Origin of the sequence: Vibrio sp. 11-4(1) (genome assembly GCF_013048625.1) — a bacterium.
Classification (GTDB): Bacteria; Pseudomonadota; Gammaproteobacteria; order Enterobacterales; family Vibrionaceae; genus Vibrio; species Vibrio diabolicus.
Map to the genome: position 1 here is coordinate 155,368 of NZ_VHSY01000001.1, position 21,227 is coordinate 176,594.

The following is a 21,227-nucleotide window of genomic DNA, read 5'->3' on the forward strand; positions in this document are numbered from 1 at the left end:
TTAGGAATACACCTGTGACTCAAAACAAACCACCCATTATCTGGTTGAATACATTGATATTTTCTTCCAGTTTTGTTCTGACTTTTATTGTAATGCCTTGGTATGCATATCATTTTGGACTGGGTTGGGAGCATCTAGTTTGGGGAGTGATGGCATTCAGTTTTACGAATCTTTCTATTACAGCAGGCTATCACCGACTCTGGAGCCACAAAACATACGAAGCTCATCCAATTTTACGTGCTATTTTTGCGATTGGAGGAGCATTTTCTTTGCAAAATAGTGCATTACACTGGTCTTCTGATCATCGTGTACACCACAAGCATGTCGACAATAACGACAAAGATCCTTACTCAGCGAAACGTGGCTTTTGGTATTCTCATATTGGTTGGATGTTACGCGACTACAACAAATCGCAGGAAAACGAATACACCAACTGCCGCGATTTAAAGCGTGACAAAATCGTCATGTGGCAACATAAGTACTATGTTCCACTTGCTCTACTCACCAATATTGGCTTTCCGGTCGCTCTTGGTATTATCTACGGCGATATTTGGGGTATGTTATTAGTAGTTGGTGCCGCTCGACTCTTTATGAGCCACCACACGACCTTTTTCATTAACTCACTTGCGCATGTTTGGGGAAAACAGACTTTCACGGACAAAAACACCGCTCGCGACAACGGCGTGTTAGCCTTTTTCACATTTGGTGAGGGCTACCACAATTTCCATCATATCTTCGAGAATGACTATCGTAATGGTGTGTATTGGTGGCATTACGACCCGACCAAGTGGTTGATTAAGTCTTGTTCTTGGCTTGGACTCACATCTAAGTTGCGCACAACGCCTACATTTAGAATTGAAAAAGCTCGCGCAACTCAACTCTTGAAGAAAGCAAAAGAAAAACTGGGAGCAAAACCGAATACGCAGACGATTCTCGATCAGTTACAACACGAGTTTGATGCGCTAGTTCATCACATGCAGGAATATTATGAGATGCGAAAGGAAGTACTCGGTGCAAAAACAGCCAGTGTAGTAAAAAAATACGAGTGCTCTGTGACCAAGATAAAGTATCAGCAAATCAAAGCGAAGTTCGAGCGGCAACAACGCAGTTGGAACCTCATGGTGCGCCGATACGCTTAACTTAACCCATCCTTACGATTTAGCTTCGCTTCGGCGAAGCTTTTTTGTTGCAAGGATTATTACCCTCTTCCAACTCACTGAGTTGTTTCTTTTTCTCATTTTGAATCAATTCCCTCACTATTTATTCAAATTTCTGGTCATATTTTCCTTCCTGCAAACAGCTTCAAACCAGCACATAACACTTAGAAAACCAAATTCCAACAATACAATCTAACGAAATTAATTATTAAATTATTATTTGTCTCAGATCATGCAAGCCCCATATTTGTCTCGTGCCACAGTTAAGAATTCTGTAAATTCCTTGTCATAAACTGAAACAGTTTCTTTCTTTTTTTCATAACATTCGGAGATCCCTATGTTAGAGCTCTTAATTGGCTTAGTTGTCACCATTGCTGTGGGTTACTTTATCGTCAAAGGCTATAAAGCAGCGGGCGTGTTACTGACGGCTGGTATTGCTTTACTTCTTATGACTGGCGTATTGGGGCATGACGTGCTGCCCTCAAAAATCACCTCAACCGGTAACATGGTGACAGACGCGCTAGAATACGTGAAATACATGCTACAATACCGCGGCGGCGGCCTTGGTATGCAAATCATGTTGCTATGTGGCTTCGCTTCCTATATGACTCACATCGGCGCGAATAACGTTGTAGTGAAACAGTTCTCTAAACCGCTTTCTGTTATCAAGTCTCCTTATGTCCTTTTGGTAGCGGCTTACATTGTGGCGTGTTTGATGTCTCTTGCAGTAAGTTCTGCAACCGGCCTTGGCGTACTATTAATGGCGACATTATTCCCAATGATGGTCGCGATGGGGATCTCTCGTCCAGCAGCGGTTGCAGTTTGTGCCTCTCCTGCGGCAATCATTCTTTCTCCAACCTCTGGTGATGTGGTGATCGCCGCCGAAAAATCTGGCTTGGCGCTTGATGTATTTGCGGTACAAACAGTGTTGCCTGTTTCTATTTGCGCAATCATCGTGATGGCTGCCGCGGCTTTCTTCTGGAACAAATACTTAGATAAGAAAGAAAATACGCCAATGGAAAAAATTGACGTATCAGAGATCAAAGCCGATGCACCAGCGTTTTATGCGGCACTGCCATTTCTACCTATCATCGGCGTGTTCCTATTCAACGGTCGTACCATTCCAGGACTTAGCCTAGACATTTACACTATTGTGGTCGGTTCGATTTTCCTTGGCGCTCTGATCCATTACGTTGTAAATAAGTTTGATGGTAAGAAATCACTGGAAGATTTAGATTCTTGTTACGCTGGCATGGCTGACGCGTTCAAAGGCGTTGTGATGCTTTTGGTTGCAGCGGGGGTTTTTGCGCAAGGTCTAATGTCTATCGGCGCTATCGATAACCTACTTCACCTTGCAGACAATGCAGGTGCAGGCGGTGTTGCTTTAATGCTTATCCTTACAGCATTGACAGTTGCAGCAGCTATTGCAACGGGGTCTGGTAACGCACCTTTCTATGCATTTGTGGAGTTGGCACCATCTTTGGCTGCGAAAATGGGACTAAACCCAGCGTTCCTAATTATCCCGATGCTTCAAGCATCAAACCTAGGTCGTACTATCTCACCAGTGTCTGGCGTAATCGTTGCGACATCCGGTATGGCGAACATCAGCCCGTTTGAGGTTGTAAAACGAACATCTGTTCCGGTTCTTGCCGGTCTTATCACAGTTATAATTGGTACTATGGTGCTTGTTCCAATGAGTGCCTAACGGCATCGCCAATATCGCTTATCGACAAGGCCCGGCTTCTAGCTGGGCCTTTTTCTTTCATCTCTCCAGTGCCATTATTCATTCTGTATTGCTTTGTAAATGCATTTTAATTGTTACTCAACTCGTGACATATTTCTCGGTTATTACATCGCTTCTTCAGAAGCATTTGCTTAATATCTCAACAGTTTATATAAGAACTGAATACATTAAGAAAATGGGATTTGTTATGACTGCATTTATTGTCTTTATCGTTATTGTCCTGCTCGTTGTGGTGTACGCCGTCAGTATCTACAACAAGCTCGTTACTCTACAAAACCGTTTCAAAAACAGCTTCGCTCAAATAGAGGTTCAATTAAAACGTCGATACGATTTGATTCCGAACTTAGTTAATACTGCAAAAGGCTATATGGAACACGAAAAAGAAACATTTGAACGTGTCATCCAAGCTCGTAATCAAGCAATTGCTGGCCTGAAAGCAGCCAGTGACGCGCCTGGTAGTGATGCGGCAATTAGCCAACTAAACCAAGCAGAAGGCATGCTGCAAAGTGCGTTGGGCAAACTTAATGTTGTAGTGGAAGCCTACCCTGAGCTTAAAGCGAATGAAACCATGAGTCAGCTTCAAGAAGAATTAACCAGCACTGAGAACAAAGTTGCGTTTGCTCGCCAAGCATTTAATGATGCGGTAACCAGCTACAACACATACAAACAAACGTTCCCGCCAGTGTTGTTTTCCAACGCATTCGGATTCCAAGATGGCAAACTGTTAGAGTTTTCTGACAGTGCTGAAATACAAGCGGCCCCGAAGGTTGAGTTCTAATGGATTTCTTTGACCATCAAGATACCGCACGTCAACGCACTGGGCTTTTGGTGTTCCTGTTTTCCTTAGCAGTTGTCACCATCACTGGTTTGGTAAGCGTATTATCGATTGGTATCTATTACGGAGTAACAGGCGAACACTTTGATCAAGAAACCGCACTTACCTACGTCTTGTTGTGCTTTGCCGGTGTATTGCTGGTTGTTGCGATAAGTTCAACGGTTCGCTTATCCGCCCTCACCTCCAATGGAGGCCGAGGTGTTGCTGAGAGCATAGGCGGCAAGCTGATTTCCTCAAACACCTTAGATGCAAAACATAGACAACTGCTCAACGTTGTGGAAGAGATGGCAATTGCATCTGGTATTCCGGTTCCTCCCGTCTATGTGATGCAGGAAGAGCGCGGTATCAATGCTTTCGCAGCAGGCATGAGCATTGATGATGCCGTCATCGGCGTCACACAAGGCGCACTGGATAGCTTCACGCGAGATGAACTACAAGGTGTCATTGCTCATGAATTCAGCCATATCTTAAACGGAGATATGCGTTTAAATACACGTCTTATCGGCGTACTGTTTGGCATCACTTGCATTGCACATTTTGGACACTTGGTCTTAGATAACACTCATCATACGAGCCGCGTATCAAGAAGTTCTTCCGATTCCGATAAAGGCTTTGCGGTTATCATGCTGATTGCGATTATCTGTTTGGTTCTGGGCTGGATTGGCACCTTGTTTGGCTCGATGATCAAAGCTGCAATCTCTCGTCAACGTGAATTTCTCGCTGATGCCAGTGCCGTTCAATTTACTCGAAACGATCAAGGCATTGCTGGTGCACTCAAGAAAATTGGTAGCCATATGGCGGGTTCTTCATTGAATACAAAAGCAAGCGATGAGATGAGCCATATGATGTTTGGTCAAAGCAAACTCTCCGGCTTTTCTGGCCTATTTGCTACTCACCCTCCACTAGAAGAACGGATTCGCCGAATTGAACCTGGTTGGGATGGAAGTTTTTCTCAAAGTTCGCATCGTCCAACGACAAGCTTTGAGAATGATAACGTTAGTGGATTCTCATCAGGGACGTCGACACAACCTGAGAAACCAACCACCGCAGAACTCAGCGAAGTAGGTCAACAACTACTTAACCAACTTCCTTCCGAACTTGTCGACATCGCTCGTGAACCATACAGTGCGCGCTTTATTGCTTTTGCCTTGATATTTGATGGCAGTGAACTCCAGCGAGAGATGATAAAAAGTCATATCCCAAATGTGTCTCAAGCACAATTATTACCATGGCTGGATTATGATTTGCCTCTTCATCTACGCTTTCCATTACTCGAACTCTCCATTCCTGCCTTGAAATCGCTAAGTGAGGGTCAGAAAAACAGACTGTGCCAGGTGCTACGTGAACTCTCTCAAACTGATGACCACTACTCACTCGCAGAATGGTGTGTCATCAACTTATTGGAGAAGCAACTACTCGAATCGTATGGATGTACAAAACAGATCCAATCTTTAAAGCAATTAAAAGAGAGTGTGTTTTGGCTACTGCGCGAATTGGCTTGGGTTAGTCACTCTCAACCGGAAGACGCTCAACGTGCATTTAGCAGCGCCCTAACCTGTTTGGGCTTTAATGATGCAGAGTTACAACCCGCAAATAAGAACTGGGGCCTAAATCGCGCCGCTTTAGAGCTCCTACTGCAGCTCAAACCGAAAAGTCGTCGCTTGTTCGTAAAAGCGTGTCGATTAGCGATTGAATCGGATGGAAAGGTTACCGTTGCGGAAGGAGAACTCTATAGAGTAATCGCCTGCTTCTTAGAAGTTCCAGAGCCGCCACTAACAGTATCAGTCAATACTGGACAAACCCTACCGAGCCAAACACAACAAGCTAACTGACTTAGCTTTAAACAAAAACGCCAGCAAAAGTGCTGGCGTTTTTTCATTATGTGTTCTTATTTGACGATTTACGCTGACTTAAATCGATCAGGGATCTTAGTAATACTCTCTCGATAACTAAACCATAAGTAGGTCACGGCGAGAGAGAAGAATAAATACGAAAGTGCGAATACGATTGGAGACGTAATTAATTCAGCCGACATTCCCCACATCACACCAACAACCGTTATCGTCAACTTAGAAAGCATGCCGCAAATTAGTAAGAATAAAGCAAGCTGTGGAAAGCGCGAGCTACGGAATGCAAAGAAATAACAGCTCCCTACCGCTAGAGAAGCAATAGATAGACCCAACATAAATGAATGGATGTGGTCTGCAGATGCGACACCAGCAGATACCGAAGCCATGAGTAATAGGAACAGTTTCATAAGTCACCTCACAACAAGTCTAAAAAAGCATCCCTTCATAAATGAAATCTCATTTTTCGCTATATTCTGCTCCTATAATCTGCAATTACAAGTGACTTTTTTGTTCACTTAATGCACAAAAAACCTAATCAGCTCTAGTTATTACAAAAGGTTAACAATTTAAATTTAAGAAACCCTTTACATCCAATACTTACGGCGATAAGACGATATTTCAGTCATTTTTGTTACAGAGAGTTAACACGGTAACATTTTGAAATTTTTTATATGAAATGTGAGCTGTGCACCCAACTGCGCACTGAATTCTCTGTTTTGACTAGTTCCTCGTTCCTTACAACAAAAATCATCACTTTTTGATAACACTCCAACCACATACAAAACCATGAATTCACATCCGCTTTTAATGTTTCAAATTATTTTATCAGTAACGGTAAAAAGAGATTCCAATCACATATTTATTGGTTATAATCCGCGCTCATTGCGTTAATCGTTGAAAAACGCAAACTAATTTTGAGAAAAAACATCTTTAAACCAACCCTCTTTGCGGCATTGCCAACAAGAGGAAAAACTGAGAATGAAAATGAGCAAGATTGATAAAGCTATGCGCATCCTGTTAGCAGGGTTCTGTATCAACCTTTGTCTTGGCATCCTGTATGCTTGGAGTGTATTCAACAAGGCACTGGTAACTGAATCAGGCTGGAGTGCTGCAGAAGCTTCTGCACCTTATGCAACTGCAACCATCACTTTCTCTATCTGTCTTCTTGTTGCAGGTATTCTTCAAGACCGCATGGGTCCACGTATGATCCTTATCCTAGGTACTGTTCTTACAGGTCTAGGCATGATCGCGTCTGGCTTTGTTGACACTCCACTCATGCTGAACATTACCTTCGGTGTGATCACAGGTGCAGGTATCGGTTTTGGCTACGCATGCCTATCACCTTCTGCAATGAAATGGTTCCACGCTTCGAAGAAAGGCATGGTTAACGGCATTATTGCGGCTGGTTTCGGTCTAGCGGCTATCTACCTAGCACCAGTAACATCATCATTGATCGACAGCATGGGCATTCAAACGAGCTTTATGGTTCTTGGTGTTGGTATCCTGGCAATTGCAGTTCCTCTTGCAGCAACCATCAATAACCCACCAGCAGACTACACGCCTGCAGAGCCGAAAGTAAAAGAAGGTCAAGCACCTAAAGCGGTTAAAAAGTCAGATGATCTAACTTGGAAAGCAATGCTGAAGACGCCACAGTTCTACTCTCTATGGATCATGTACGCATTCGCAGCTTCTGTTGGTCTAATGATCATCGGTAACATCACGACCATCGCAAGCGTTCAAGCAAACTTACCAAACGCGGTTTACCTAGCGTCCATTCTTGCTGTATTCAACTCTGGCGGTCGTGTTGCTGCGGGTATGCTTGCAGATAAAATCGGCGGTGTTCGTACGCTTCTACTTGCGTTCGTCCTACAAGGCGTAAACATGGTGCTGTTCGCAACGTTCAACTCTGAGTTCACTCTGATCATTGGTACTGCGATCGCAGCGGTCGGTTACGGTACACTTCTAGCGGTATTCCCTACGCTAACGGCCGAGTTCTACGGTTTGAAAAACTACGGTACTAACTACGGTGTGCTTTACACGGCATGGGGTATCGGTGGTGCAATCGGCGCAGCAGTTGTTGGCTTCTCTATGACGAACGGCGAAGGCTACACCTTGGCTTACACTATTTCTTCAGCAATGATGGCAGTATGTATCGTACTTGCGTTCATCACTAAGCCACTGTCTGAAGCGAAAGTAGCGCAGCTAAAAAACGCATAATTGCGAATTGATTTGATAGCGAAAAGGCTTAACCTATGGGTTAAGCCTTTTTTGTTATCGGTCGTTTATGGAAAGCCCTATCGAACTTACACCAGACTACTATCTAGAAAACTTCTTTAAGCTGACTCACCACACAGTAACCTGGTACAGCGATTTACTGACCGAGGAAGAACACGCTTGGCTTTGCTCGTTTGATTCCTTGAGCAAACACGCCCAATGCCTATTGGTGCGTTTATACAGCCGAAAAGGGTGTTGGTTTCGAAGTGATAAGCTGAGTTATCAAGAAATACCTTCTATCAATGAAGCACTGGCAGAATTGAGTCAACATGAGTTTGTGGCCCTTTCCCCAACACTCTCTCATCAAGAGTTAGCGTCTAACTTACTGACGAAACCGGAGATCTCTGCACTTTACCCAGAGCTACCGAAGTCATTAAAGAAAGATGCCCTTGTAGAGCGTTTAAGCAACACGGAATTTGATCGTTTTGAGCAGCTTGAGTTTACGATCATCAAACTCAATTCCGCCCACATGATCGACGTTTTACTCACCCTATTTTTTGCCAACACCCATCAAGACTTAAATCAGTTCGTGCTTGATGACTTAGGTCTACATCAGTTCGAGCAATACCAATTGAGTAAAGTGCGCCGTTTCTTTGATTCACGTGAGCAAATAGACCGCTTAATTGAACTGAGCCAACTGAGCAACCTGTACTGGCAATTTGATCGAAAAGACAAAGCCAATCTCGACTTATTAATTGAGGCAATGCCTCAGCCCGTTAATCACCATTACGTGGATCGTAAACGTGAACACATGTTGAATGACATAGCACGTGATTACGAACGGATTGATGAGCTAGAGACCGCCCTATCTCTATTTAGCCAAACTCAGCTCACTCCGAGCCGAGAACGACGTGCACGTATCTATGATAAACTAAACCAAGATGATTTATTTAGTGACATTGTCACAGAGATACTGCAGTCGCCAATTGATGTGTCTGAGCTCGAAGTCGCACAAAAACTTGAGCAACGGTTGAAGCGAAAACAAGGCGCGAAAGTACCAAGAGTAGCGAAGCCACTCTGCTCCGAATACCATATTGAACTGGATTTATCTCAACAACGAGTCGAACTTGCCAGTAAAGCGTATTTTGAGTCCTTAGGCTGGAATGTGTTTTACGCCGAAAATGCACTGCTTAATGCATTACTTGGCCTCACTTTTTGGGATGCGATTTTTGCTCCTATTGAAGGGGCATTCATTAACGCTTATCAACACCGTCCTTTAGATTTATATCACTCGGATTTTGTTACCAAGCGCCAAGCTTTGATATACACCGCTTTTGCCGAACTAGAAGCGGGCAACACCCAGACGTTATTGACAAAATACGATGAGAAGTTTGGCATTAGTAATCCATTTGTACATTGGAATTTAATAAGTAAAGAGCTACTCGAAACAGCGCTCAACACTATCCCAACCAATATGCTGATGGCGCTGTTCAAAATACAATTGAGCGACCTTAAGCTTTACCGTAATGGGATGCCGGATCTCATTGCTTTTAAAGAAAATGAGTTCGAATGGATTGAAGTGAAAGGCCCTGGCGATAAAATCCAGGATAACCAATGGCGTTGGATCAAAGAGTTTACTCGCCTTAATGTCCCGTTTGCGGTGTGTTACGTCGCAGCAACTTAACTTACTCTATATAAAGAGCTTGGTGTTTGTTCACTCAAACCGCCCCTTGCTCTTTTTTCTAAACATATTTTTCGTTTCTTCACGATCGCTTCACGCTTCTTCACACAAAATGCGCTTCTACTCACTAAGTTGATTTGAAGAGGCAAAATAAAATGAACAAAACACTTCTTGCGTTACTTGTTACCTGCTCAGTTTCGGTATCTGCGGCTCCTTATGTAGGTCTGGAATATGGACTAGGCACCACTGACCATGATTTGGAACCTCACTTTTCAACTGACAACGTAACACTCAACCCTGAGCTTGAAGACGGTATTTTCTCAGGTTTTGTCGGTTACGCGTTCAATGACAACTGGGCGCTAGAGTTGGGCTACAGCCAATTTGACCTTGATGATAATCGTTCAAAGAACCTTGGTATCAAACAAATTGATGGCAAAGATTACCATCATGAAATGGATTGGGATGCGTCAATCAAAGCCAAGCAAGTGTCGCTGGCACCTGTGTTTAACTATGCATTAAATGATAAATGGACAACAAAATTCAAAGCGGGTCTAACGTACACGCAATACGACGCCAAAGTTTCGAAACATCAACAATATGAGCTTGTTGCGAATGACGATGTGGAAATGAACAACACGCTTTTCCATAGCACGGAGAAAAACAACGAGCTAGGCGCAATATTCTCAGTGGGTGCGGAATACCGAATTTTCCCGCAGTTCACCATTGGTGCAAACGCAAAATATCAACTAGACAGCTACGCAAACACGGCATCCTTTAACATAGGCACAACTTACTACTTCTAATTTAAGGAGACGATAATGAAAAAAATGATTTTAGCATCCATGTTTGCCCTACTTTCAAGCTCAGCTTTCGCCGCGTTTAATGGTCCAGAAATAAGCGTAATTAATTCGGTGAAAGAGGCGCACAACGCAACCGACGACAGCGCCGTCATGTTAACCGGGCACATTGTTCAATCTCTTGGTAACGAGACTTACTTGTTCAAAGATGAGACTGGTGAAATCGAAGTGGAAATCGACAATGAAGATTGGATGGGGCTAGACGTTGGTCCAAACGATAAAGTGACGATTCGAGGCGAAGTTGACTCAAAGTGGACAACCACGCAGATTGACGTAGAAACCATTCAAAAGCTTTAATTCGCCTGACACCTCAACACAAACAACACAGCCACATATTGGAGGCTGTGTTGTTTATGGGCCTTGAAACTACTCCTTTAGCTGGTCAAGCAAGGACAATCTTGCGGCAAGACTAATCGTATACTCTTAGGCTGAACATCAAACCGTATTGTTCTCGAATGATATGGTTCGCCATCTAAATTGAGCGGAAGTGGATTTGGAAAGTCTATCTCCAACCAGCTTGCTCTTGTGTGTTTTACAAACTCACCTTTCTCGCTAGGATTATTGATCTCTTCGATAACTTTCGGCAGTTCATGAGGTAAGAATGGACGCACCAATGTTAGATCCATCAAGCCATCATTAATCATCGCCTTCGATGCTAACTCTTGCCCACCTCCAGCTAAGCGACCATTGCAAAAAGCGCCAAGCAACATTTCTCCCTGATAAGCCCCGCCTTCAATTGTTATTGTTCCGTCATAAGGTTTAAAGCCGAGCGCTTTTACAACACCAGTTAGTGTATAAGCGCCGCCACCAAGAAAGTTTTTAAGTTCAACAGGCGTTTCTGCCGTAACTTCTGCGCCAAACCCTGCTGTTGCCACGTTAATAAAGTAGCGATCGTTAGCCTTGACACAATCAACCAAAGCAGACTGCCCTTCTACGGCGAGAGATAAAGACGCCTTGATAGAAGCTGGCACTTGAATCGCGGTGGCAAAATCATTTGCGGTACCAAGAGGGATAATGGCTAACTCAGGGCGTTTTTCTTCTTCAATTTGGATAATCGCAGAAGCCGCCTCATTGACGGTCCCATCGCCACCAGCGACAACAATACGTTCAATCCCTTCATCAACCGCTTCTTTCACCAAGCGCGGCATGTCTTGAGATTCCCAAGTCACTCGCACTTGCACATCGACGCCCTTGTCTCTCATTTTCATGATTGCATCTCTTAACTCTGGGTTCCCAGCTTTTTTGCCGTTAAGGATGGCACGTATTGTCTTCTTCATTGCACTTCCTATTGGTTGATGGTTTTCCCTGCTCGTTTAATCTGTGATCGCAACCATTGATGGGCACTGTCGTTTGTCCGACTAGGATGCCATATTGTGCAGAGCTCATAGGTTTGTTCATCAAATGGCATAGATAAAGATTTAACATGATAGGTGTTGTTGAACAAGTTGATCATCGACTCGGGCATTAAACCAATATATTCACTACCGCAGATAACAGGTAGCATTTCCAACACGCCAGAAGCTCGATACTTTATCTTTCTTTTGTCCAAGTCGACAATATCATCGGCGTTTAACAAGCTTTTACGACTCTGCCACTGCGAAACCACCACATGTTCTTCTTCAAAAAATTGTTCAGCCGTAATCTCGCCCTTTAAGCGTGGGTGCTCCTCGCTACACACCACCACCAAGCGCTCAGTAAGCACAGTTTCAACTTTTAAAACCGTTCGTGCTCTTGGCGCGATATCAATGATCAAGTCGTAACGTTGCAAACGTAGATCGCTTTCAAAATCTTCCGTAAAGAGTGGATGAACCTCTAAAGCAATATGTGGTGCTAACTCACGGATCTGTTTCATGACTTGAGGGAGCAACTCAAAACTTGCAACAGACACACAAGCAATGGAAAACACTCGATTCGATACTTTAGGGTCAAATTCGCTAGAAGCCGCCAGAGTTGAAGTAAAGTTTTGCACCGAAGTAAGCAGCGCAGGGTAAATATCCATAGCAAAAGAGGTAGGTTCTACCCCCTTGGTACAGCGATGAAATAAAGGTTCGTCATAAATATCACGAAGGCGTGCCAATGCTTTGCTGACTGCGGGCTGCGTGATACTGAGACGTGCTGCCGCTTTAGATAAGTTCCCCTCTTCATAAATGGCAATAAAGATGGGGATGAGATTAAGATCGGTCGGTTTCATGCTATTAAATTTTTCGAAAATCACTTTTTCTATTTTAATCTAACAGCATGATAGTTAACGCAACCAAGTACAAGAAATGGGCGGTACGACCTGTTTTAATGAGTTTTAACTCAATTTTGACGTACTCCACTCACCGCATAAGTGAGTAGCTAACGTGCAAGCCAAAACTTACATTAAGATTTGCCTAAATATGGGGTAAGAAACTCGCTGACTTCCTCGCCGCATAAACCAATTTCTACCTCAATACCGGCTTGTTTTAGAATCTCGATACCTCGACCACTGTTGCGCGGATCTGGATCCAACATGGCTACGACGACTTTGCCAATACCGGATTTTACTAATGTCACCGCGCAAGCAGGCGTGCGACCTACAAACGAACACGGTTCGAGCGTAACGTATGCCGTCACCGATTCTAACGAGCCTTGATATGCATTCAGCGCTTCTACTTCCGCGTGGTTGCCACCAATAGCTTGAGTATGACCTTCTGAAACGATTTGATTATCTTTCACTAACACGCAGCCAACCGGCGGGTTGGGTTGACATTCAGGAAGCGCATTCTTGGACACTTCCAATGCGCGGCGCATAAACTCTTGGCTCATTTGAACTCTATTCTCTAATAAAAACGAGGCGCTATATTAGCGCCCCGTTTTATTCATTGCCATCTCTTCCAATGACTTTGTCCAGATCTGGTAACGCTCGCGGTATACGGAATTTAAAGCGTTGTTGTTTGGTCTGGATCTTGCGCCACATCGACTTCATTAAATGAGCGCTATTTTCACCATTTTGCATTCGCGACGCACTTTTTTGCCACGATTCACTCGTATCGGCTTTGGTCATTTCCAGCTCTGCCGTATTTAAACGCAATTGTTTGTACAATACGGTCCTTGCTTCAGACCAACGTTTAGCCTTTAACAAACGGTGGAACGTCAACCATGCTGGTGTCGGTTTGTTGCGGTAGTAACGTTTAATGGCTACCAATGAAACAGTCACAAAACCCAGCAATACAAGCGTGGATACAATCCATGCAAAGTACGTATTGATGAAGGATTTCAACGTGTGCTTCGCAGCAAATGTTTTGCCCTCTAACACCACCGTTTCCACTTGTTGAGTCTTACTGTTCCACCAACGGAACTCATAATCTGGCAGGGTTAGTTCACCACCTTGTTGAATCACGTACACGCTCTCTTCTGTGCGTGTTGACTGGTAATCACCACGTGTTTGCGTATCTGTAAGACGGTGCGGTTGAGGATACGCTTGGTAACGGGTTGTTGATTCTCCTTTCAACAAGTCTGGTAGCAACACAGATAGCGAATCTTGAGCTGAAACGGTGATTTTACGCGTGATTGCATCCCCAACTTTGAGTGACTCAGTGGAGGTTTCCCACTCTTGTTTTACGTCTACGTACGTTGCAGAAAACCAAGGCGTGTCACCGCTCAACAATCCCGATGGCAAGACAGTTTTGAACTTAATCGGCTGCGTGTAAAGTGTGCCTGACACCTTCTCGCCGTCCGGCGCCGACACCTGAACGCCCACAGCGACAGGTGGAATCACAAAATCACCAGATGCTTGTGGATACAAAGTCACTTCCCAGCGTTGACGCGACCAAGTTTGGCCGCCCTTGTGCTCCGTGAAGTTAGTGGCTAACTGATTACGCTGTTTGGCGATAACATTGGGCATTTCAATACTGCCAATTCGCGTTCCACCCGTAAACCAGCGCGGCGTTGCCACTTCGATGGTTAAAATGACTTGCTCGTTGACACTAAAACTTGGCGTTTTACGCTTTTCCCCAGCCGTTGGTTGTTGACCAACCCACGCTTGCAACTCAACACCATGATTGCGTTGAACATCGTAAATATCCTGAGCAAAAACGTGACGACTTACGAACAGACTCAAACAAACCACTAACCATGCCACTATCCTTGCAGGAAGTGCAAAAGAGGTAACGCGATGGACATTCATCATCATTGGGCCGCCTCCTCTGTATTGTTTTCCGTTGTCGTAGTTGAGCTACCCGTTGTTGGCGAGCGTAATTGAATTTGAAATTTAGCGCGTAAGAAATACTTCGGATCCGCTTCGACTCGCTTTAGCCACTTGTCGGCTAATTCTTGGCTACCTAAGATGTCGTCTGCGCTTAACGTCTCTTTAATCATCAACTCTGCTGACGTTTGTTCATCCGCTCCTTCTGCGGTTTGAGGGTTGTCGCCTAGCTCGGTTGACGCCTCTTGCTCTGTTCCGGCTTGACTTTCACTCATCTGATTTATCTCATCGACGATGCCAGCAATCACTTTCAAGTTGTGCTCAACATCAGGTCTTAACGACTCGCTCAACGTTGTCTTGCTGGCTAGGGATTTTAACAAGTCACGTGCAGCCAAATATTCACGCTGGCGCGCCAATGCGCTCGCCGCATTGTAAAGACCGTAATCTCTAACCTCTTCGGACGGGTCGTTTTGCATTTCCAAAAACGCACTGTGCGCGAGCTCAAACTCGCTAGCGTAGTAGTACGCCGTGCCTTTGCGTAATGGATCGACAAAGTGTTTTGCAGCGTCTAAATACGCTTGTTGGTTGAACAAACGCTGTCCTTGTTGGTCTGGCGTCAGCCACAAATCCCACCACCATTGCGCCACCTTGTCGAAGGTCGTCACTTTTTGCACAACTTGTGGCTGTTCGGCTTTCACAGAAATGTTCTCTGCCATTGCACTGGTCGGCATCAACAGTGTACCGCTCACCATTGCAATCACGCACCACTGCACTAACCACCCTTTTCTAAACCACAGCATCATGATCAACGCGATTGGGAACAGCAGTTGATAACCCATGTCTTTCCAAGGCATTGAAGATTCGCCATTAAGCTGCATATTGCGCTCAACGTATCGATTCAGTTGTTCGATATCACTGTTATCGACCGTCACTTCCACCAATCGACCGTTGGTCTGGCTGGCCAGTTTTTGCAGAGAATCCAAATCCATCGGGTTGTTACTCACGATGTCTGCATTCCCCGCAGCAAGAATTAACAGTTGATAAGGTTTGCCTGCAAAATACGCTTGGTATTGCTTAATTGTGGCCGGGTTCACGCCGTCGCTCACCAACAAAACGGTGGAGCCTGGTTGACCTTGCAATTGTTGATCAATTAACGGCAAGGCTTTTTCAGCAAGCTTACCTTGCACGGGCATGATTTCTGGCGTAATGGCCGCCAAGAATGGGTCAAATACTTTGCTGTCTTGAGTCACAGGCATCGCCACATGAGCACTGCCCGCAAACACGACTAAACCCGTTTTTCCGCCTTTTCGCGCAACTAACAAATCGCGTATTTTCTGTTTGGAACGCTCAAGGCGGCTTGGTGGGAGATCTTTTTGCAGCATCGAGTCGCTATTATCAAGCACCACAAGCAGAGAGGCTTTATCTTCACCAAAGGGAGAAGATTCACGTTGCCACGTTGGGCCTGCACAAATCACAATGGCGATTAGCACAATCAGCATCAAGAGCTTAAGCGGCAGTTGCTTACGCCAACCTCGCTCGCCTATCGTCAAAGCATTGCGTAAATGTTCGGGCAGAATATCCTTCCAGCTTGGTTTGCTTTCTTCTCGCCAGCGCAACCACACCAAGCAAAACATAGGGATCAAAGCCAGTAACCACAGCGGTCGGATAAAATGAAACTGCGTAAAGAATTGCGTCCAACTAAGAGAATCAAACATCGCTCTCTCCTAATGATGATCGTGTTGCAGCCCTTCTTTTGAGTGTCGCGACGCTGAACGCGAGTGAATGCATGATGACCACTAACGCCATCAAGTAATGGTGAAGACTTTGTTTCGGCCGGTATGTGGTGCTTTCGTAAAGTTGAGGTTCCAGTTTGCCAATCTCGTCGTAGGCAGCCGACAGTTCATCACGGTTGAGTGCTTCAAACGCTTCACCGCCGGATTCTTTCGCAATGCGATGAATCGTGTCCATATCCAACGCGGTTTCACCTATCGTTTCCGGATCACCCATCGCAATCACGTGCACTCGCACGCCTTTGGCTTTCGCAACTTTCGCCGCATCAATCGGTTCGACAAAGCTGCCCGTGTCGTTACCATCGGTTAATACAATCGCGACTTTTTCACGGTTTTGATCTTGTTCTAAAGCACCACGCGACTTATCGCTTTGCTCAAAAACTTTAATCGCTAAGCCAATTGCATCACCAAGATGGGTACTCTGCCCTGCCATCGCCACATCGGTTTGGTTAAGAAGTTCGAGCCACACTTTTTGGTCTGCGGTAAATGGCGTTTGTACAAAAGCGGCATCACCAAAAAGAACCAAGCCTAATCGGTCACCTTTACGAGACTGAACAAACTCCGTCAGCACTTCTTTCGCCGCATCAAGGCGAGAAATTTTTTCACCTGTACGAGACGTGAAATCAGGCTCAGCCATGGAACCCGAAAGATCCACCACCACCATCACATCGCGCCCTAAACTCTCGCGAACTTGAGGCTCGCCTAACACGGTGGGTTTGGCCATCGCACACACCACCAAAAGCCATGAGAGAATTAACGTTGCTCGTTGCCACCAGCTTGGGGTTAACTGGCTTGCACCTTCTGATGGCGTCTCGCCAATCGCTTCCACCAACTGACTAAAAAACGGCACTTTGATCGCCATTTGCTTAGTGCGATATGCAGGCACCAAGTAGTACACCACCAATGGCAGCGGCAAAATCAGAAACCACATTGGGTGAGCAAATTCAAAACCAGACAAACCAGTTAGCGATACAAGAAGATCATTCATGTTGACCTCCCTGATTTGCTTTGCGTTTCAATAATGGAGATTTCTTTGCCGCGCTTTTTTGAGCATCACAGCGGTGTTCACTCACCCAGTTTTTCGCACGAGCAATAAGCGTTACTCGCTCTTCGTTGGTTAGCGTAACGCTTGGGTCAACAATACTTTGTAGCCAGCGCTTTGAAAGCTCATCGTTAAAGACCACTTGCGAGTTTGCTTGAGAATCCCCGGTTTGCGGATATAGCGCATCGAGCTTGCGCAAAAAGGCGGTATCAAACAATTTCGCGTTACGGCTATCAACATGAATCAACACAATTTTAAGCACAGAGAACAATGCTTTAGGCATGCCTTTGTCGCTCGGTTTGATTTGCGAAATCGTCAACAGAGCTTCTTGTCGGTAGCGGTTACACCACCACTGTTGAGCCAAACGATACGCGACATACACCAGTGCAATGAGCGCAACCGCCGCTAAAATTTTCCAGCCAATAGTTTGCGGATACCAACTCACGCTTGGTGGCACGGCCACATCATGTAGCTCTCTGAGTATGTAGGTACTCGGAGGCGTAGGAAGACCTCTCATTTAACGCCCCCCTACCAGTTTTTGAAATTGTTTAATGTGCTCGCCTGCCGTATCGAGTTCGATGTGCGGAAGGTGTTTCATCGCCATAAGTTGAGAGAGTGATTGACGCTGTAAGCTAGTTCGAGCCTCAAGCTTTGCGCTCGCGGCTTCTACCTTTGCTTTGCTGTCTAAATTGAGTTGATACTGCCCATCACCAACCACCCATTTCGATTTTGCCAAATCGTCTGGTAGCGCTTGTTCTAATGGGTCACTGACCATCACTGCGAGAACATCGTTGTGCTGTTGTAGCTGTTTAAGGTGATCAAGGTGGTGCTCCTCGCAGTCGCTCCAGTCGCTGATAAAAATCAATGTGGATTGTTTGAGCTTCATGCGTTTAATGAGCTCAATCCATTGACTGAACGTCACTTTTTCGGAATTGCGGGAGTCCACATTGAGCGATTGATTGGCTTTAGCGAGACGCTTAAGTTGAGCCAGAAGATCGTTTTGCGAACGCTGCGCCTTGCTGTGAAACAGCGCCTGTTGGGATGCGATGACAAAACCAACTCGGTCGCCATCTTTTAACACGCGCCACCCGCACATGGCCGCGATTTCTGCCGCGACAACCGATTTCATTACTTGCGTCGAAGCAAAAAACATTGCGCTGCGCTGGTCGACACACACGATCACGTTGCGATCTTTTTCTTCGGTGTAGCTGCGCACGTGCGGCTTGCCTGTGCGCATCGTGACTTTCCAATCCAGGTTACGAATGTCGTCACCCAGTTGATAATGGCGCAGCTCTTCGAAGTTCAATCCACGACCGCGAAACAGCGAATTGTGGCGGCCTGAGAGTACGCTGCCCGCTTTTAGATGAGGAAGTAAACTGAATGATTCTGCTTGTGCTTGCAGACGTACTAAACGAGCGTAATCGCAGTACAAACGGGGATCCATCCCCTGTGATTTTGGCGCAAGAGTTGGCTTAGCCATAATGCCTCCCGCTTACCCAATTTCTACACAATCTAGCAGCTCTTGCACGACGCGTTGGTGATCGACTCCGTCTGCTAGTGCATCGTAGGTCAAAGAAAAACGGTGGCCCAGTACAGACGGAACCATGGCTCGCACATCGTCAGGAGTGACATGGTCACGTCCTTGCATCCACGCATACGCACGAGCGCATTTGTCTAGTGCGATGGAGGCACGAGGACTAGAGCCAATCTCAATCCATTTTGCTAAGTTTGAATCGGCATAACGCTCTGGCTTACGAGTCGCCATCACTAACGCGACAATGTAGTTTTCCACTAGGTCTGATACCACGATGTTTGGTAACTGACGGCGCGCTTCTAGCACCACGTCTGGCTCGATGTGTTTTGGCGTAATAATTTCGCTGCTGGTTTCCGCACCTAATTCTTCACTGCGCACCAAACGAATGATGTCACGTTCAGCGTCGTCTTCTGGGTAATCGACGGTAACCTTCATGATAAAACGGTCCATTTGCGCTTCTGGCAGCGGATACGTGCCCTCTTGTTCTACTGGGTTTTGCGTTGCAAGCACCATAAACAAGTCTGGTAATACGTGAGTTTTATCACCTACCGTGATTGTGCCTTCGGCCATGGCTTCAAGTAGTGCTGCTTGTACTTTGGCTGGCGCGCGGTTGACCTCATCGGCAAGCACTATGCTGTTAAAAATTGGCCCTGGTTGAAAATGGAGTTGCGGCTTGCCATCCAACTCTTGATAAACCTCGGTTCCCGTCACGTCCGATGGCAAAAGGTCTGGCGTAAACTGGATTCGACCAAAACTGGTGTTTAACAAGTTGGCCAACGATTTTACAGAACGTGTTTTTGCCGTTCCCGGCAAACCCTCTAGAAGAATGTGCCCGTTCGTTAATAACCCGATGACTAAAGCTCGAACCACGTGGCTTTGTCCAATGACGCTTTTTTCTGTTTGTTCGATGAGTTCTTTTATCGCTTGTTGTGCGTGGTTCATAGGGTACCTTTTCAGTGGTTTAAGCCGTCTTTTCAATAGTTAAGTATAAGAACAAATGAAATAACTTAAGGTTATATTCACTATGTTATCTTTGCAGTTCTTCAGATTGGAGAAGCTGTGCAAGACCAACCAACATCGGTAACGCGTAATCAAAGAACATTTTGATTCCCGAACACAGATAGTTTAGTCCAGCCTCGCCATTCGGCGTTTTGATCAGACGGTTTTTCGGACACTCGCCCCAGCAATAAGGCAAGTAGGGACACTGCTTACAATACGTCGGCAAAGATTCGCGTTTTGCCATGCCAAAGGTGTATTGTCGTGTAGAGAAGGCCATGTCATTCAATGAGTGTTCATGAATGTTGGCGAGTTTGTATTCTGGGTATACATAGTGGTCGCAACTGAACACGTCGCCATTGTGCTCAATCGCCAAGCCTTTGCCACAAAACTCAGCTGTCACACAAAGCTGAGACGGTTTCCCCATTACTTGCGCTACCGCGGTTTCAAACAGGTTAACCAGTACACGGCCAAGATCGTTGTTCACCCACTCTTCAAAGGTCGCCATTAAAAAGCGTCCCCAGTCTTCAGGATCGACCGACCAATCCGTCACAACAGACATTAGATGACCCGGTTTCGCCAGATCACTGCCTTTGGTTGGGATCATCTGTCCGTTCCAAAACTGCGGTGCGGTTGTTTGGAAGTCGTTCGCTTCAACCACCGGTGCAAACTGAATGTATGTCACACCCAATTCTTGGGTTAAAAATCGATACACTTCGAGCGGGTATTTCGCATTGTGACGATTCACCGTCACCAACGCGTTGAATTTCACGCCATGCGCTTGGAGCTTATCTACCGCTTTCATCACCAGATCAAACGTCGGCTTACCGCTGCGGGTTTTGCGATATTTGTCGTGCAGCTCTCGTGGCCCATCAATCGACAAGCCAACTAGGAAGTTGTGTTCTTTTAAAAACGCACACCACTCATCGTTTAGCAAAATGCCGTTGGTCTGAAGGTCGTTTTCAATGCGAACGCCTTTCGGCTGATGTTTCTTTTGCAGAGCTACGACATTACGGAAATAGTCCAGCCCAAGCAGCGTTGGCTCCCCACCCTGCCATGAGAATACAATTTCTTCGCCATCCTGACTTTCGATGTAGCTTTTCACGAACGCTTCCAATGTTGCGTCGTCCATTTTTGGCTGCTTTTCTTGGTGCAGTAGATTTTCTTTATGCAGATAAAAGCAGTACTGACAATCGATATTGCATTTTGCTCCGCCTGGCTTTGCCATCACATGGAATCGACGATCGTACGCACCCGGAATCGGTGCTTTAGACGCCGTTTTAAGAGGAACAATAGGCATAGTAGTAGAATGGCGAGGGGAAATCTTACTCATACGTTTCTCACTATTTAATATACCCA

At 45.5% G+C, this 21,227-nt stretch carries 19 protein-coding genes; 8 read left to right on the forward strand and 11 right to left on the reverse strand.

Features of this window, described 5'->3' with window-relative positions:
- Positions 1-14 precede the first annotated feature (14 nt).
- The 4 genes from FKN16_RS00685 (at position 15) to FKN16_RS00700 (ending at position 5,568) form a co-directional block, all read left to right on the forward strand.
- Positions 15-1,139, forward strand: a complete 1,125-nt coding sequence (locus tag FKN16_RS00685; protein WP_170901750.1) for a fatty acid desaturase — start codon at positions 15-17, stop codon at positions 1,137-1,139.
- Positions 1,140-1,494: 355 nt separating this feature from the next.
- Positions 1,495-2,862 carry an anaerobic C4-dicarboxylate transporter DcuC gene (gene dcuC / locus FKN16_RS00690; RefSeq protein ID WP_005398199.1) on the forward strand — a complete coding sequence of 456 codons (1,368 nt, stop codon included), beginning with the start codon at positions 1,495-1,497 and terminating at the stop codon, positions 2,860-2,862.
- 226 nt (positions 2,863-3,088) lie between these two features.
- On the forward strand, positions 3,089-3,679 hold the full coding sequence (locus tag FKN16_RS00695) for a LemA family protein (RefSeq protein ID WP_006742324.1): 591 nt from the start codon (positions 3,089-3,091) through the stop codon (positions 3,677-3,679).
- Positions 3,679-5,568 (forward strand): M48 family metallopeptidase, encoded by a 1,890-nt coding sequence (locus tag FKN16_RS00700; protein ID WP_170901751.1) that lies wholly within the window; start codon positions 3,679-3,681, stop codon positions 5,566-5,568. The genes FKN16_RS00695 and FKN16_RS00700 overlap by 1 nt, the downstream gene beginning before the upstream one ends.
- A 68-nt stretch (positions 5,569-5,636) precedes the next feature.
- On the opposite strand, the gene FKN16_RS00705 is transcribed toward FKN16_RS00700, so the two are convergent.
- Positions 5,637-5,993, reverse strand: a complete 357-nt coding sequence (locus FKN16_RS00705) for a hypothetical protein (RefSeq protein WP_005398137.1) — start codon at positions 5,991-5,993, stop codon at positions 5,637-5,639.
- A 577-nt stretch (positions 5,994-6,570) separates the two neighbouring features.
- On the opposite strand from FKN16_RS00705, the gene FKN16_RS00710 reads away from it, so the two are divergent.
- The 4 genes from FKN16_RS00710 (at position 6,571) to FKN16_RS00725 (ending at position 10,635) form a co-directional block, all read left to right on the forward strand.
- On the forward strand, positions 6,571-7,803 hold the full coding sequence (locus FKN16_RS00710; protein ID WP_065645935.1) for an OFA family MFS transporter: 1,233 nt from the start codon (positions 6,571-6,573) through the stop codon (positions 7,801-7,803).
- A gap of 67 nt (positions 7,804-7,870) precedes the next feature.
- Complete coding sequence (locus FKN16_RS00715; protein ID WP_170901752.1) at positions 7,871-9,484, forward strand: VRR-NUC domain-containing protein; 1,614 nt, start codon at positions 7,871-7,873, stop codon at positions 9,482-9,484.
- Positions 9,485-9,636: 152 nt separating this feature from the next.
- Positions 9,637-10,284 carry an AcfA family outer membrane beta-barrel protein gene (locus tag FKN16_RS00720; RefSeq protein ID WP_170901753.1) on the forward strand — a complete coding sequence of 216 codons (648 nt, stop codon included), beginning with the start codon at positions 9,637-9,639 and terminating at the stop codon, positions 10,282-10,284.
- 15 nt (positions 10,285-10,299) lie between these two features.
- Positions 10,300-10,635 carry a NirD/YgiW/YdeI family stress tolerance protein gene (locus FKN16_RS00725; RefSeq protein WP_170901754.1) on the forward strand — a complete coding sequence of 112 codons (336 nt, stop codon included), beginning with the start codon at positions 10,300-10,302 and terminating at the stop codon, positions 10,633-10,635.
- A 77-nt stretch (positions 10,636-10,712) separates the two neighbouring features.
- Here the strand turns inward: FKN16_RS00725 and yegS are convergent, their stop codons facing one another.
- From yegS to FKN16_RS00775, 10 genes are all read right to left on the reverse strand, one after another.
- Entirely contained in the window at positions 10,713-11,615 is a 903-nt protein-coding gene (gene yegS, locus FKN16_RS00730; protein ID WP_048624961.1) for a lipid kinase YegS, read from the reverse strand.
- A gap of 8 nt (positions 11,616-11,623) precedes the next feature.
- Positions 11,624-12,529: a LysR family transcriptional regulator gene (locus tag FKN16_RS00735; protein WP_170901755.1), complete on the reverse strand. Its 906-nt coding sequence runs from the start codon at positions 12,527-12,529 to the stop codon at positions 11,624-11,626.
- 173 nt (positions 12,530-12,702) lie between these two features.
- Entirely contained in the window at positions 12,703-13,128 is a 426-nt protein-coding gene (locus FKN16_RS00740) for a bifunctional diaminohydroxyphosphoribosylaminopyrimidine deaminase/5-amino-6-(5-phosphoribosylamino)uracil reductase RibD (RefSeq protein WP_005498583.1), read from the reverse strand.
- Positions 13,129-13,177: 49 nt separating this feature from the next.
- Positions 13,178-14,494, reverse strand: coding sequence for a BatD family protein (locus tag FKN16_RS00745; RefSeq protein ID WP_170901756.1), 1,317 nt, complete (start codon positions 14,492-14,494; stop codon positions 13,178-13,180).
- Entirely contained in the window at positions 14,491-16,221 is a 1,731-nt protein-coding gene (locus FKN16_RS00750; protein WP_170901757.1) for a VWA domain-containing protein, read from the reverse strand. Before FKN16_RS00750 ends, FKN16_RS00745 begins: the two co-directional genes overlap by 4 nt.
- Positions 16,214-17,284 (reverse strand): VWA domain-containing protein, encoded by a 1,071-nt coding sequence (locus tag FKN16_RS00755; RefSeq protein ID WP_170901758.1) that lies wholly within the window; start codon positions 17,282-17,284, stop codon positions 16,214-16,216. Before FKN16_RS00755 ends, FKN16_RS00750 begins: the two co-directional genes overlap by 8 nt.
- The gene (locus tag FKN16_RS00760) at positions 17,277-17,855 is read right to left on the reverse strand and encodes a DUF4381 domain-containing protein (RefSeq protein WP_170901759.1); all 579 of its coding nucleotides are present in this window, start codon (positions 17,853-17,855) and stop codon (positions 17,277-17,279) included. The genes FKN16_RS00755 and FKN16_RS00760 overlap by 8 nt, the downstream gene beginning before the upstream one ends.
- Complete coding sequence (locus FKN16_RS00765) at positions 17,856-18,818, reverse strand: DUF58 domain-containing protein (protein ID WP_170901760.1); 963 nt, start codon at positions 18,816-18,818, stop codon at positions 17,856-17,858. It abuts the gene before it with no gap.
- A gap of 12 nt (positions 18,819-18,830) precedes the next feature.
- A complete protein-coding gene (locus FKN16_RS00770) occupies positions 18,831-19,814 on the reverse strand; it encodes a MoxR family ATPase (RefSeq protein WP_005376549.1) in 984 nt (327 codons plus the stop codon).
- An 85-nt stretch (positions 19,815-19,899) separates the two neighbouring features.
- Complete coding sequence (locus FKN16_RS00775; RefSeq protein WP_170901761.1) at positions 19,900-21,201, reverse strand: anaerobic sulfatase maturase; 1,302 nt, start codon at positions 21,199-21,201, stop codon at positions 19,900-19,902.
- Positions 21,202-21,227 lie beyond the last annotated feature (26 nt).